The organism is Anabaena sphaerica FACHB-251 (genome assembly GCF_014696825.1).
Taxonomy (GTDB): Bacteria; Cyanobacteriota; Cyanobacteriia; order Cyanobacteriales; family Nostocaceae; genus RDYJ01.
The window spans coordinates 621,921-637,845 of the sequence record NZ_JACJQU010000002.1 but is presented as its reverse complement, the minus strand read 5'-3'; the positions used below and the strand labels follow the sequence as shown (position 1 = coordinate 637,845).

Sequence of the window (15,925 nt, the reverse complement as noted above, 5' to 3'; positions counted from 1 at the left end):
GTTACTAAGGTTTTGGGTCTGGTTGACAACAATCAAATAGCTCTTCAGAGGCTATTACTTCTAGACCAACTGATTTGAGAAGTTCTTTCCATTCATTTGGCTTTTCGGTGCGTAATTGAGCAATCTTGGTGATGGTTTCTGGCCAAAGAGCATATTGGGCATAAATTTTTGCCTGTTTTAGAGGTGTTGCTTGTTGAAGAGCCTTGCTTAAGGATGGAGTGATGGCAGTTCGTTCGATTACGCCGTGTATATATTCATCGGCGCTTCTGTCGTCAGGATTACAAATAATTGTTAAGTACCATTTATATGTTGAGCCTGTTTTGAGGGCAGATGTGGGGGGAATTTGTAGTTTGACTATTCCTGATTTACCAGGAAGTTTAAAGGTGGTATCGTAAATATCTTCTTCGCCTTCTCTAAGTATAAATTCTGCGGTAGAGGCTGTAGTTTTGGGAACATAAAAATAAAATTCTGGAGTCTTGGTAGCGGTGAGACTTTTGTTATCCCGTTTGGGCATTAAGGCAGTGAGGGAGGGTTTCCCTTTGTCAATTGTAAGACATGAAACTCCCCGTCTTCCTCCCCCAAGTGTGGATGCGGGTGTACCTCTAGGATCTCCAGATGGAAACTCAAGACTTATTTTCATTGGTGCTGACTGTGCCAGCAACTGTCCTGGTAAGAGAGATGTAACCAGGAGTCCAGGTAAAATTACGCTGACTACTTTTCCTGGATACTGAAAATATTTTGGCAAATTCATGATCCTTAAGATTAAGTTTATTACTTTCTTTACTAAGGTAGTTTACTGTATTTGATTAATACATGGTTTTACGAAAAATTTACAATTAGTATTTCTTGATCTGGGCTGTGATTTGAAGTTGCGGCTGATGGTATGTAGCAGTTTACGTTATGTCCTTTTATTCAATTGTGCAATTAACTTCATAATTTCTTGATAGTATAGTGTATTTCCTTCTTGATCAAAGAGACTAGCAGATTTTTGGAAATCGTCAATAGCGGCTTGAGTATTTCCCAGATGTTTGTGGATATCTCCCCTACTGTAGTAGGTGGCGGCTAAGTTAGGATTAATTTGCAAGGCTCGGTTGTAATCTTCTATTGCACCTTGATAGTCTCCTAATAAGTGACTAGAAACTGCGCGATCGCAGTATCCTTCTGCTAGATTGGGATTGAGTTGTAGTAGTCGATTGCTGTCTGCAATTGCACCTTGATAGTCTCTAAGTTGGCGACGTGCATTAGCCCGCAAGCCATAAACTAGAGGGAGGAGAGGATTAATTTGTAACACTTGGTTATAGTCTGTAATCGCGTTTTCATAGTTTCCTAAACTGCTATAAATTAAACCTCGTTGATAGTATGCTTGCACATCATCAGGATGCAGTTGTATTGCTTGATTAAAATCAGCGATCGCTCTTTCGTAGTTTTGAAGATGAGACATGACCAAACCACGGTTATAATAAGCTTCGGCAAATTGGGGATTAATTGCTAATGCCTGATTATAATCTGTAACTGCGCCTTGATAGTCTTGAACAGCGTAGCGGCTATTACCTCGGTTATGGTAAGCTGCTGCCAGGTGAGGATTTAGCTGTATTGCTTGGTTGTAATCGGCAATTGCTTCTGTGTACTGTCCAAGGATGTGTAGAATATTACCACGGTTACTATAAGCTGCGACAAAATCAGGATAGCATTGTAAAGCTTGGTTGATATCTGCAATGGCAGCTTGATCATCTCCGCGTTGAAAACAAGCTAAACCCCGGTTATGAAATGCTTTAGCGAGATCAAATTTGATATTTGCAGGTAAATGAAGAGGATTTTTGATGATTTTTATTACTTGTTGATAATCTGCGATCGCTTGATCAAATTCTGCCAATTCCAAGAAGGCGTGACCACGGTTATGATAAGCTTCAGCTAAGTTAGAATTTAGCTCTATTGCTTGGTTAAAAAATGCGATTGCACCTTCATAATCACCATGCAAATTCTTATCTATTCCCTGTTTGATCAATTCTTCTGTATTCATATAGTATTCTTATTTGAGTTGTAAAGTGACTCATGACGGCAGGAAATAGGGAACAGAAAGTGTTGGTAAATAATTGAGAATCGCTATATTGAAAATATAACATTTATCAGTTGGATGAGATCAGAGAGTGGTCATAAAATTCAGATCCAAAAATACTTTCAACTCTGTTCCCTATTCCCTGTTCTCTGTTCCCTCCAATATGTAAATGATGTAACCGCAATTCATCACGTTGCTGCCAAACGGCAAATATATTTTTTCTCCCATCATTAAGAGTTTGTGGATCAATTATATAAACATTATTTAACTGTTGCAACTTCAAACCCAATAAACTGAAAACTTTATTAAGGATCTTGATTCCTGAAACAGATGCTTTCTCTTGGACAACATCAATACCCAAAGCTCGTTTAATATGTTTACTGCTTTGAACAGCGACATTTTTTAACCAAATTAAATCAGCATCATTTTCCCTAAACACTCTTCCTGTTTCCAAAAATTGCAACATACCTAATGCTCGCAATGCCTCAACTTTGAGAGTATAAGTTTTTATATCTGGTAAAAAAACTTTACCCTCACCCCAAGATAATTGTTGATGCCACTCTTGCTGATCTCTAGTATGAAAATATTCACTTTCATGAGTCAGATAATAGTGAATTAACAATTGTCCATAATATCCTTTATCATCCTGCAATTTTAACCAAGGACTTACTTCAGTACCATACCTATCTCTAAGGATATATTTATTGATTTGATAACGTTCTTCTTCACTGAGAGAATGTTTAGCTAATAGCTGTTCATATTCGACATAATCAATATCTTTAGCCGTAGCTACAGCCTTCGCTGCCATTAGTTGATTTTGTTGTTTAATTTCCTTAATTTTGCGTTTAATATCCTTAGCTTTTTGACGACTTTGATCCCAATCTTTCTGCACTTTGACAATTTCCATAATTAACCTTTTGCGGGTTTCTGACTCACTGGAATCAGTTGCAAAGAAAGCCAAGCGCAAATCACGAATAATGTTATTTTGAATGGCATTACTCCGCATCATAATTTTATGCCCGTCATCAATCAAGCCATCTTGTAAAGATTGACGATAAAGACGAATAGAAGCATTTACTCTGGCAGATAACTTAGCCCAAGTTCGTAAATGAATCGGGTCATAAACCGCAGGTAAATCTACATCTATTTTATGTAAAGGACTAAGCAAAGCTAAATTTTCTTTTTGATTTTCCTGATACCAATGAGATAACAACTGATAATTTGTACTGCCACTCCCAATTAAACCAATACCGCGTTTAGCACACCAAACAACACGGGGGACATCATCACGCACTCTTGCTAATGCTTGACGCGCTTCCGAGTCAGGAATTACCCCTTGAAAAATGCCATAAACACGGTCAAAATGTTGGACATCAATACTAATTCCTGTTCCCAAACTAGGAGTCACAAAAACCGTATGATAATCTGTAATTTTTTGATTAATAGCAGCGATAAAATCAACTGCTGCATGACCAGGGGTATTAGTAGTTTGGCTACTAACTACCAAAGTATCAGGAAATTCTTTTCTTAATTTCTGCAAACGTTCTTTGAGATAACGTTCAATTGTTTCACAACTATAACGTCCAGTGCGACTATCTGTAGTTACATAACATTTACGTCTGGCAATTAAATCTAATTCCAATTGATGAATTAATGATGTTGGGTTAGGTGAATCATGAAAAGTTACATCCCAACCTTGCTGGGGTTTCCACTTATTTACAACCACCCAAGGCGTAATTTTAATTTTTGATAAACCTTGTAAATATTCTAGAGAAACATCTGATAAATCTGCATCCTGGGCAATGACCAACCCTCCAGTTGTAAGAACAGTAGTAATTAATTGTTGGAAGATGCCGAGAATTTTCACTCGTTTATTTTTACAAGTATTACTGTTAAGTAAATGCCATAAAGATTGTTCAACTTCATCTAATATTACTATTGCACCTTGCCAATCTTCAGGATTAAGTTTCCAAAGAGAATCAACGCATAAGCCAAAAGATTTAGTAATTGGTAATTGATAATTAGTAATTGGTAATTTTTCTTCTATAGTCCAAGCCTCATGGCTAATTCCCCAGTTAATGCCAATTTTTGCACATAAAAATTTTCCTAAAAGGATGCGATGGGTAATTAATAAAACTGGTTGATTACGACTTTTAGCTTGATTAACAACCGCTTCCAGTCCGGTAGTTTTACCTGTACCTTTAGCTGATTTTACTCCTACTAAACCAGAGGAGGGAAAAGGTATTTCTCCTAAATAAGCAAGGTTAACAGTCATTGCCGGAGGAATTGTTAACTCGGTGTGGGGTTTAGTTTGAGCAAGATAAACTTCTAAATCTAGACTTTGACGATAAATCTTTTCAAAATTAGCCGCACCTTTAGCAACAATAAACTCATCAACGCCTTTTTCTATTCCTGGCAGTTCTACAACCTTTACAGGACAATTTTGTTGTTGAAATAAACAACCAAGTTGGGAAATAGCATTATTAATAGCGGCAATTTTATTTGATTGAGTTTCAAAATCAAAACATATATAAAAACTGCGTTTTTTGGTAGCAAAGACTGCTAAGTCAGGTATGAGTTGACGACGGGTAACTTTACCAAATTCATCTTTAACAACTCGATAACCGCTAGTAATTCCAGGAATAGCGATCGCCGCATAACCTTGTGTTAACAAAGCGGCTGCTTTTTTCACACCTTCACAAATAATGATTGAGATATTACATTCCATCACCCATTGCCAAAAACCTTCCGCTTCACCATCTTCAGCAATGATGATATTTTTAGGCATGGGAATGTTATAACGTTGCGCGACTTGCTGCCAAATTTGCAAAGTTACCCGCAGACAAAAGACCCGTGTTGGTGTGCTGGGGGGATGTTCATATTTAATAGACTTACCATTTTTATTTTTTCGCGGTTGAATGGGTTTAAAACATCCCCATTCCATCATTTGCCAATTATTCAGAGGATCTCTTCCAGAACACCACCAACCACCTTCTGTAATATGGCTATAACGCTGCAACCAACCACTTTTTACCATGCCAGTATTAGTGCGAGGGAGTTGTTCTGAAATTAGTAGGTAGTCATAGGCATTGACACCTTGAAGCGATCTAAAATTTAGTCGCACTAAGTGTAAATCTATACTACTACTCTTGACTAATTCTTCAAGATGTTGGGGGTGTAAATAATCCACAAGCATGGGCAGAAGCACTAAGGGAAGACAACGAGATTAAAACCTTAACACGCATCTGCTGATTTTTTATAAAAAAATTTGTGCCATTTTGGCGAAAGTTTTTATACATTGTTTTTAACAACACCTCGGTTTATACAGAATGTGCCTATTTTTCCTGTTGAATGGTAAAAATAATAATTTTGTATTGTGATTTTTGTACGTTATTAATTTTTCTTTATCAGTACATTTTTATAAAAATAGTAAAAGTGTACTTTAAATGTTTAGTAGCGGAATTTGTCAAGATGTAACAATTATCCAAAAATTGTAATAATAGTTAGCTTGAGCGTAAATTTGTGTGTGCCATTGCTGATTATATGCAGTAATCAAATAGCATCCTTTGAACTCTAGCTAAAGATTGATTTAGCAAATCAATCCATAGACCAGTTAAATTCAAGCTTTTTTTTTATAGAAATTACTAATTAATATCCTGCACAAAAACTGTATGTTACAAACAACTGATTCAAAGAATACAGCCTCTTTTTTCAACAGTTCTAATGAACATCTATTGCTGGAGTTAAACTCTCATGAAGCATCTGCAATCAGTGGAGGATTTTCTCTGGCAAATGACACAGATCGGACACAGACTTTTTCGACTTTTGGGGCAACAGTACCATCTCAAAGATATGTTCTACAACCAGGAGGAAGCGGTAATTATGGTGGAGATTATGTTCAGTATAATTCATCCAGAGATGCTTATGTTCCAATACAGCAACAGGTAGATCCTAATGGTAGCTACCATTTTATTACCCAAGGGAATAACACACGTCTGGTTGGTTTCAACGAATTTAGAGGTTGATTCGAGATAGGCAGAAAATAAAGGCTAAAAAAGCTTGATAGTTTGTTACAAAATACAGTAAATAATCATCAAGTCAAATATCGTCAATGTTTTTAGCCTTATTTTTTAAATATTTAGCTATCTCGACTTATACTCAAGCCCAGTTATTATTTAATCTGGTCTAAAATCAAAATCGAATCCGCACTACGTCCAAACTCTTCTGGTGCATATTGCAGATGTACTTCTGCACCAGGCCAAAGGAATGTTCCTGGAGTAACAGAACGGACTAGATAATGTAAACTGTAAACTCCTGCTTCCAGATGATCTGCATAGGAAATAATTCTATCTTTATAGATAGTTTTATATCCTAATTGCCAACTATCAGCTTTTGCTTGTAATGCAGGTGTGGCAGTTTGAAAACTTTGATCTATTGCTTCAAAACCTGCGGGTAATGGGTCTTTTATTACCAGATGATCTAGAGGATGATCTGTAATTATTTCTAAACCAATATCAAAGACTTCTCCAGGTTTTAAAATTAAAGGTTTATCAAAAGCATACATTCCTGTTTTTTGAATCACTTTTTCTTCATTTACTTTGCTAATTTCTCGTGTGACTCGTAGACCGTTAAATCTCCCCGGTTGATTTCCTTGTAAGCGATAACTGTAAGCAGCTAAATAATGTAAATTACCTTGACCAGATTTTTGTAAAACTAAATCATGACGACCACGGGGTAATTTATCCATTGCTACATTTACCTGTAAGCTAGGATTTTGATAACCCTTAAATCTGGTTTCTCCTAACTTCTTACCTGCTAATTTGACAGTAGCGACCAAATTAGGTGGTGTGGGTTGAAGTTGACCATATTCAACCAAAGCTGTTAAGGCTTGGGCGTTATTATAAGTTGTTGTCCATGTACCATTTCGACGTAGATTCAGCAGACTTTGAAATAATTTATCAATGATTTCTGGTGGTGTGTTTTGGTCAATAAATAAACGTAATGCTTGGGCTTGAGTGGTTGTCGGTGAATTCATCCAACTCCAACTGCGGGGTAAATTCACAACTGCACTACGTCCAGTTTCATAGATATTTTTTTGGAAATCAATTCGCATGATTTGCGCTTCATCTTGCCATTCTGGAAACTGGTATAGATATCGCGCTAATTTAATTTGTGTGACTAAATCAAAAGCGTCACGTTGTTGATAAATATCTGATAAAAAACTATTGCGTTGATCGCCTAATTGTGATAAAGCAATTAAAGAATTAAGTCGCAGTTGTGCTTGACAAAGTTTGGATTTACAAAAGTCATATTGTCCGGGGTTAGCGAGAACTTTCTGTAAATAATTTTTCAGTCGAGATAAGATTTGAGCATTGACCAAACCGGGATAAACTTGATTAGCTTTTACTAAAGATTCCGCAGCATAAGCAGAAACCCAAGGATCAGATTTTTCTTGTCCTGGAAAAGCTGCAAAACCACCATCAGCAATTTGTAGTTTTTGCAGTTGTGATATTGCTAAGTTAGCTTGTTTTTGGGGATTAAATTCTGCAAATGTTTGATTATATTGTTGTTTGAGATTTTGTAAATTTGCAGCAATTAATAATTGACTCGCTGCTGGTTCTGCAAAGGGTAAATCATTATCTGCTAAAACTTGTTTTACTGGTGCTTTAATTTCCGGAATTAAGGTACTAGCTACTTGAATTTCTAAACCTCCAGTTTCTGGCAAAATATTGTTATCAATATTCAGAGGAATTTTTACCTGATCCCCCCTTTGTCCCCCCTTAGAAAAGGGGGAAATAATACCAGTTTCTACAACTTGTTCTGTAATTTCTAACGGTTTAATTTCCAAAGGAACTGTAAAAGCATCAGCGATATTATTTAACTCAGTTGCAAAGGTAACTTTACTTTCTCCCACACTTCCCGCAACCATTGGAAAACGATAAGCTTGGGTTTTTGACTCTGCTTGTGTTTGTAAATTTGTGGTTTTAGGGTTATTTTCCGCAAAGGTGAGAGAACCGCTAACTTGACCATTAATATTCAGAGTTCCAGTGTTGTTGGTGGTGTTGGTAACGGATAAACCTGCAAAAATGCGATCGCCTGGACGGGCAAATTGTGGGAGAATAGCATTAGTTATTAATGGCTTTGTTGTGATAAATGTCGTTTCACCATTACCAAAACGCAAATTTCCATCCGTCGCAACAACCATCACTCGCCAAGTTGTTAAATCATCTGGTAATTTAAATGTAACCGTAGCTTGGCCATTTTCATCAGTAATTACAGAACCATTGTAATAAGCTAAAGGTTGAAAATCTTCGCGAATACGAGTATTTGCTAAAGCACTGGATAAACCACCACCATAACCCCAACCTTTGGGTAACATTGCAGCTACAGATGTTAATCTCACATCAGGACGGTTATCACTAAACCGGGTAGAAATTGGTTGTTCTGCATAAACAGTATCTACTAAATTTGGAGGACGATAACCAGCAAGTTGTAACACTGCTTCATTAACCACCATGACAGTAAATTGTCCTGAAGTTGGTTTTTCTTGGTTGTCTGTTAATTCCAGTTGCAAAGTTTCTTCTTTCCCAGGTTCTAAAGAAGTTTGATTTGGCTTAAGTTGCACTTTTAAATATTTATCTGACAAATTAACTTTAAAAGGTGCAAAACCAATCCGCGCTAACTTATCTAAGCTTTCTAAATTTTGTGGTTCTACTTGGTTTATTGGTTTTCCTTGTCTGACTAACACCGCTTCTACAGCAGCATTAGGTAACATTTCTGGGGTGACAGTAAACTGAATTTGGGGCGCACCTCCCTTAACTTTGATAACTTGTTGATAGAGAGGTTTATCTTTAATTACTGCAAAATATAATTCTCCTTCTGGGTAGGGAGATTGAATTAAAGCAGTTGCGATTTCACCAACTTTAAATTCTTTTTTATTTAACTTAACTTCCAATTTATCCTTTTCATTCCCACCCCAAAATACTGGATTTTCTCCCGTTACCCAAATTTGTAAATCTGTAGCTGTAAATTCATCTCTACTACCAATAAAACTAGCACGGATGCGGTAAGAACCTGATTCTTTTGGTGTCAAATTTACCGTTTGTGGAATACTAGAAGATGTAACTTCAGTTTTCGCAATCGTCTGATATTCAATTTGATTTTTGGGAGTTCTGCTACCTTCAACTACTTGGGTAACACTGCTATATTTTATTTGTTGTAATTCTAAACTGACTCGTTCATTTTCTAAAGGTTTTCCTGTCGCATCACTAACAATAAATTCCACAGGAAAAGCCTTTCCAGCATCAGCGACAAAATTACTTTTTAAACCAATAAGTCTGTTACTGGGTAAAGCCGTGAAAGTTTGGGAGTTAGCAACCGACAAATTAGAAACATCTGCAACTTGTACATCTACACGGTAAGTCATTGGGTAGGGTAAATCTTTTCCTACAGTTACCGTTTGACTATTTTTACCACCAGCATCTAATTGGGTATTAGTTTGTAAAACATCACTAGAGACATTCGGACTTTCTTCGGGCCAAAACCACTGTCTAGAAAAACTGAATTCCTCCCAACCTTTGGGAATAAAATTAGTTTGCTGACGAGTTACAAAATATTTGGCTTCTCCTCCTTGTACAGGTGAACCAAATAAATAATTACTGCTGACATCAGCATTTACTTTATCACCAATTAACGCAAATTTTTGATTTAGCTGTAAATCAACTTTAAAATTCGGTGGTTTAAATTCAGCAACCCGAAATTCACCAGATATTTCTCGTCCATTTTTACCTTTAGCTTTAATTTTATAAAAACCTAAAGGTTGAGTTTTCTGAATAGGTAACTCTAGAGAAAATGTACCAAATTGATTTGTAGTTTGTGTACCTAAATCGGAATTTTGCCCATTGGGACTAAATAGAGTTAATTGATAGTTTGAATTTTTATCTTGTTGAATTTCACCTTTTTCTAAATAATCTGCGAAAGCAGTAAACGCAGCTTTTTCACCTGGTTGATATAACTGTCTATCAGAAAAAATTACACCTCGTGATATTGGTTTACCATTGTCCCAACCTGCATCAATACCATAACCATAACTACCGCTGTATTCTTGAGTTCTCGCAAATGCCCAATCTTGATTTTCACGGGCAATTATTAAGAAATTTGGCAGTTTATCATTATTCGTATTACATTCTTTAAATTCATCATTCTCAATTCTTAAAGTTCCGTTTTCATCAGTTTTACCCGTTGCACAAGGTACAGGTTGAGAACCTGATTTTTCATATAATTTGGATTGATAGATTTCAATATTTGCAGCTTTAACCGGTGAACCATCACTCAGATGATGAACTCGAATTAAACCTGACTCTGGAAACCATTGACTAAATACACCTAAATTGGTTAATTGTACCATTCCATAAGTCGTTGGTTCTCTCCATAATTGTTTATTATTTTCTTGATATTTATTAGTTCTTGCTTGCACTCCATAAGCTAACATTCCCTGAGTATCACCTAATTTATCTTTCAGGGGAACAGTTACATTAACTGATTGATTTTTTCTACCCGATACTTTGTAAATTTGCCATTGTTCAGGTTTGGGTAATAAATAATTTGCATAATTCGTGTAAACTAAATCTGTAGGTTTAACAACACGATAATTTGCTTTATATTTAGATTCTGGTAAATTGACAGTATTAATATTTAACTGTAAATTCTGATTTGTGGGAAAAATATTTAAATCAGCAGGAACCCTAATTTCCCCAGCTAAATCTCCAGTATTATATTTAATGGATACAGGTTTACCTAAAGTTTGCCCAAACTTATCTTTGAGATTTCTGTCAATATTAATTGTATAAGTGGTAGCAGGTTCTAAAGCATAAGGATTAACACTCACAATTCTATCTTCATCATAGATTGGCAGCACTCTATCAATATTTTTAGGTGCTGGATTAATTTTAATATTTGCTTTCGCGGAATCTGGTAATAAGATGTTATTAAATTCTAACTGAGGACTCCCTTTAACAAATCTACCATAAGTTCCCCCTGCGTCTGGTTTTCCGTAAGGTTTAATTCCTTGAAATGCTAATGGTGAATAAGTGGTTAACTTACTAACAAACTCTTTATCACTGGGTAAGTTTCCATAAGCAGGAAGGATACCAGGAGAAAATTTTAAACGGTATGATTTAGCTTTTTCCAGATTTCGACTAGGAGTAATATTGTAAATCCAATTTCGTGCATAAGGATCAAATTTTTCTAAAGGATCTAAATTTTCGGCTTGTTCTGATTTTCCTAAATCTACTTGAAAACTCACCCCTTGGGTTTTTCCTTCAGGAATTAGTTGCAAATGTTTTTGTACAGAATCTAAATCTAATTCTAAATTTGAGGTGAATTGTAACTTAGGCTGTAAATCAATCGGTTCAACTTCGGCTTTTTCAATTGGGTTAACACCAGGTAGATTGGTAATTTTGATCGCTTCTGTGTTAAATGTCCAAGCCAAATCTTCCACTAAACGATGATTTTTCAAATCTGCCAAACCCGCTTTGAGAGTAACTTGTAATCGCGTCGCTTTAGGTAGTGCTTTATCAGCTTGAAACCCCACCATACGCGGTGTTAAAAACCGAAATCTACCCGGTAAAGGTGGCCAAATCGCAAATTTAGTTAATAAATTCTGCTGTTGGGGACTATCAATACTTTCAACGGGAATTAAAGCTTCCTTAAAACGAACACGAACTTGACTGAGAGTATTTGCATCGCCTAAAGGACTGATTTGTTCTATCCAGTCTGGTAATTTTGGGGGTGTAAGTTGTGCAACTGTGGGTAATTTTTCCTTACCTGGGGTGATACCAACAAAATTACAACCAGCTATACCTAATATTAAGGTGATGATAAATAGGAACTTTCCTAATTTGCTGTTCATATTGTTAAATAAATAAAAAACTTTAAATTTGTAGTCTGGGTTAAGCGACAGCACAACCCAACAAAATCTCCACAATGTTGGGTTTCCTTACGTCAACCCAACCTACAGAACCCAAGCTACTTATATAGATAACCAATTGGATGTGATGAGTTCCCCAAATTAATACAATTCTTAATCTTGAAGAAATATTACTTTTTTGTGAAATCTCCTTAACAACAACTGAAACATAAACCTATGAAACTTAAAACTCTTCCTCTCCGCGTCTCTGCGACTCTGCGTGAGATAAAATCTTATTTCCGTTATCGCAATAAATATATCCTGACTGTAATTATTGTCTGTTTTATTGTGCGGATAATGCCTTATTTTGCGCCTATTCATAGTCAGGATATCGCCCAAAAGCAGTTAGCTTTGCAGTTTACAGATCGTAATAATTTACCACTGGGAACTATCCTCACTCATGACCAAGAACATACATCAATTGTACCATTAAATCAAGTTTCAGCCCAATTTATTAACGCTATTTTGGCAGCAGAAGACGGTAATTTTTATCAACATGGTGCTTTAGATTTAAAAGCTGTCGTTCGCGCTATTAAAGATGCTGTTTATCATCAAAAAATTGTTTCTGGTGCTTCGACAATTACAATGCAGTTAGCGCGAATGTTGGATAATTCACCCCGGAATTTATCAGGTAAATTACATGAAATTTGGTTATGTTGGCGGTTATTTGCAGGAATGAATAAAGATGAAATTCTCTCTGCTTATATTAATCGTCTACCGATGGGGGGAAATATTTATGGTGTGGAAGCAGCAGCGCAAATTTATTTTTCTATTTCTGCGAGTGATTTAAATATTGCCCAAGCTTCGCTGTTAGCGTCTATTCCTAATAATCCTACTTATTTTAATCCATACCAACATTGGCAACGATTAAAGCAAAGGCAGAAATATGTTTTAAATCAAATGGTAAAAGATGGATATATTTCTAGTGCAGAAGCTGAACGTATATATAAAGAAAAAGTTGTATTTCAATCTCGTGAACAGGGAATTATTGCTGCACCTCATTTTTTGTTTTGGTTAGCAAAGCAAAACACCGCACCTCTAACCCCTCCCCGCAAGCAAGGAGGGGAACTGGAATCTTTTCCTATTCAAACTACGATAAATCGCCCTTTACAACAATTTGTAGAAGCACAAGTACAACAAGTTATTGTTTCTGTTGCTGATAACAATGTCCATGATGCAGCTGCTGTGGTAATTGACAACTACTCTGGGGAGGTTTTAGCTTATGTCGGTTCACCTGATTATTTTAATGATGTGAAATTAGGTCGAAATGATGGAGTACAAGCTTTGCGTCAACCTGGTTCTACTTTGAAGCCATTTGTGTATGAATTAGCTTTAGAAAAAGGCGTAATTAAACCTAATTCTATTTTGGCTGATGTTCCTTCTCATTACGCAATTCCGGGGGCGAAATTATATAGCCCTACAGATTATACTAACAGTTTTCTCGGTCCGGTCCGGGTGAGAGTTGCTTTAGCCAATTCGTTAAATGTACCTGCGGTGAAGGTGTTAGAAAAAGTTGGTGTACAAACTTTATTAAATCGGTTGCATGAGTTGGGTTTTGAAAACTTAAATCAAAGTGCTGAATATTACGGTTTGGGTTTAACTTTGGGTAGTGGTGAAGTGAGTTTATGGGAACTGGCAAGGGCTTATTTAACTATGGCCCGGTTGGGAAAAAATACACCTTTAATCACTATATTAAATAATTCCCCAATCCCTAATCCCCAGTCCCCAGTCCCCAGTCCCCAGAACTGGCAATTAATTACTAATATGTTGAGCGATCGCTATGCCCGTGCAACTGCTTTTGGTGTAGACTCAGTATTAAACTTGCCCTTCCCTGTCGCTGTCAAAACTGGCACTTCTTCCAATTATCGGGATACATGGACAGTTGGCTTTAGCACTGATTACACGGTTGCTACCTGGGTAGGGAACTTTAACGGTGAACCCATGCGTCAAGTATCTGGTGTTACCGGGGCTGCACCGTTATGGAATCGCATCATGTTACATCTGCATGAAAATCAACCACCCGCAGATTTTTCACCACCAAAGGGGTTAGTGCAGTTACCTATCTGTGCTAACACAGGGTTAAAGCCTACACCTGATTGTAGTTCAGTAGTACAGGAATATTTCTCACTAGAAGATAAAATCGCTTATGAAAATTCTGCTGATTTTCGTTTATCACCTGTGTATGATGAATGGTTAGCAAAACAACCAGCAGCGAATTTTTCATCTGATGAATTCAGGATTTTATCTCCGCGTGATGGGGATTTATTTCTAATGTCTCCCAGCGCAGAAGGACAGCAAAAACTAGAATTTAAACTTGCTGGTAATTCTCATCAGTCTGTAGAGTGGTGGCTAAATGGTCGAAAGTTATCTACACAATCCAATAATGAGATATTTTGGCATTTACGCCCTGGTAATTGGACTCTGGAAGCTAGAGTTGGCAAGATGCGCCAGCAAATAAATTTTCAAGTAGAGGTAGGAAATATCCAACCGACAAGACAAGGTTTTTCTGTAGCACATCCCACTATTTCCCCCATTCGGTCTATTGATTAATTTTCGATCAAAAAAATAAAATCTTTCTTCCGGAATGTGTTGAGAAAAACTTGATCTGGTAAATTAGGAATGAAGTTTTTAGCAAAGGTATCGAACCATGACTAACATACAAGAAAATAAATCTGCCAAAAAGACAAAACAGTCTTTTCCACCTGTTGATATTGGTACTCCTAAAGTACCAGTTCGCAAAAGCAAAGCGAAAAAACAAGACCGTGAATTACTCAGTGACTGGGAACACGCAAGTTAGCAAAATACAGGTGACAGGTGACAGAAAAGAAATTAACTTAACAACAAGGCAGTACAGGCTGAAAAATTGTTAAATTAAGTTAACAGTTAAGACTGTACAATGTGCTTTAGCTTAAGTTAAAAATGAAAGTAGCAATTACGGGAGCAACAGGATTTGTCGGTAGTCGTTTGGTAAAACGGCTGCAAGATGAAGGTAATAGAGTATTAGTGTTAAGCCGGAATACCAATTCTGCCCACAAGGTTTTTCCCTCTCAGGCCTTCCCAAATGTAGAAATTTTGGGCTATACCCCAGGTGTATCCGGCGCTTGGCAAGATGCTGTTGCTGGTTGTGATGGTGTGGTAAATTTGGCAGGAGAACCCATCGCTGAGGAACGTTGGACACCAGAACGTAAGCAAGCTATTCTCAACAGCCGCAAACTCGGTACACAAAAAATTGTGGAAGCTATAGCGAAGGCTAACCCTAAACCATCTGTGTTAGTCAACGCTTCGGCTATCGGCTACTACGGCACTAGTGAAACTGCTACTTTTGAAGAAAATAGCCCTTCAGGTCAAGACTTTCTGGCTCAAGTGTGTCAAGAGTGGGAAGCAGAAGCACAAAAGGTCGCAGATGCTGGTGTGCGCTTGGTAATTTTGCGCTTTGGTATTGTTTTGGGTCATGGTGGCGCTTTGGGGAAAATGATTACTCCGTTCAAATTATTTGCAGGTGGTCCCATCGGTAGTGGTCGGCAGTGGTTTTCGTGGATTCACTTAGACGATATTGTTAATTTGATTATTCAAGCTTTAACTAAGTCTAATATGCAAGGCGTTTATAATGCTACTGCTCCCAATCCTGTGCGGATGGCAGATTTAAGCAATACAATGGGACAAGTAATGAATCGTCCTTCATGGTTGCCTGTGCCTGGTTTTGCTTTAGAAGCAATGTTGGGAGATGGGGCAATTGTGGTTTTAGAAGGACAAAAGGTTTTACCTCAACGCACTCAAGCTTCAGGTTTTAATTATCAATATCCAAATTTGCAATCTGCATTAAAGGAAATTTTGAAATAATTGGTTATGGGTAATGGGTAATTGGTAATTGGTGATTGGTAATTGGTAATTGGTAATTGGTA

8 protein-coding genes are annotated in these 15,925 nt (G+C 36.9%); 4 read left to right on the top strand and 4 right to left on the bottom strand.

The window, feature by feature from the left end; translation table 11 throughout:
- Nucleotides 1-4 precede the first annotated feature (4 nt).
- The 3 genes from H6G06_RS06480 to H6G06_RS06470 all read right to left on the bottom strand — a co-directional run bounded on the left by H6G06_RS06480 (nt 5) and on the right by H6G06_RS06470 (nt 5,252).
- Nucleotides 5-751 carry a DUF928 domain-containing protein gene (locus tag H6G06_RS06480; protein WP_190558202.1) on the bottom strand — a complete coding sequence of 249 codons (747 nt, stop codon included), beginning with the start codon at nt 749-751 and terminating at the stop codon, nt 5-7.
- A 147-nt stretch (nt 752-898) separates the two neighbouring features.
- Complete coding sequence (locus tag H6G06_RS06475) at nt 899-2,020, bottom strand: tetratricopeptide repeat protein (RefSeq protein WP_190558200.1); 1,122 nt, start codon at nt 2,018-2,020, stop codon at nt 899-901.
- A gap of 106 nt (nt 2,021-2,126) precedes the next feature.
- Complete coding sequence (locus H6G06_RS06470) at nt 2,127-5,252, bottom strand: plasmid replication protein, CyRepA1 family (protein ID WP_190558198.1); 3,126 nt, start codon at nt 5,250-5,252, stop codon at nt 2,127-2,129.
- 475 nt (nt 5,253-5,727) lie between these two features.
- On the opposite strand from H6G06_RS06470, the gene H6G06_RS06465 reads away from it, so the two are divergent.
- Nucleotides 5,728-6,081: a hypothetical protein gene (locus H6G06_RS06465; RefSeq protein WP_190558196.1), complete on the top strand. Its 354-nt coding sequence runs from the start codon at nt 5,728-5,730 to the stop codon at nt 6,079-6,081.
- 146 nt (nt 6,082-6,227) lie between these two features.
- Here the strand turns inward: H6G06_RS06465 and H6G06_RS06460 are convergent, their stop codons facing one another.
- The gene (locus H6G06_RS06460; RefSeq protein ID WP_190558194.1) at nt 6,228-11,966 is read right to left on the bottom strand and encodes an alpha-2-macroglobulin family protein; all 5,739 of its coding nucleotides are present in this window, start codon (nt 11,964-11,966) and stop codon (nt 6,228-6,230) included.
- A 234-nt stretch (nt 11,967-12,200) separates the two neighbouring features.
- Between H6G06_RS06460 and pbpC the strand changes: the two genes are divergently transcribed.
- The 3 genes from pbpC to thyD all read left to right on the top strand — a co-directional run bounded on the left by pbpC (nt 12,201) and on the right by thyD (nt 15,863).
- Nucleotides 12,201-14,573 carry a penicillin-binding protein 1C gene (pbpC, locus tag H6G06_RS06455; protein WP_190558192.1) on the top strand — a complete coding sequence of 791 codons (2,373 nt, stop codon included), beginning with the start codon at nt 12,201-12,203 and terminating at the stop codon, nt 14,571-14,573.
- Nucleotides 14,574-14,670: 97 nt separating this feature from the next.
- Complete coding sequence (locus tag H6G06_RS06450; RefSeq protein ID WP_190558190.1) at nt 14,671-14,820, top strand: hypothetical protein; 150 nt, start codon at nt 14,671-14,673, stop codon at nt 14,818-14,820.
- Between the two features lie 122 nt (nt 14,821-14,942).
- Nucleotides 14,943-15,863 carry a thylakoid membrane protein ThyD gene (thyD, locus tag H6G06_RS06445; protein ID WP_190558188.1) on the top strand — a complete coding sequence of 307 codons (921 nt, stop codon included), beginning with the start codon at nt 14,943-14,945 and terminating at the stop codon, nt 15,861-15,863.
- Nucleotides 15,864-15,925 lie beyond the last annotated feature (62 nt).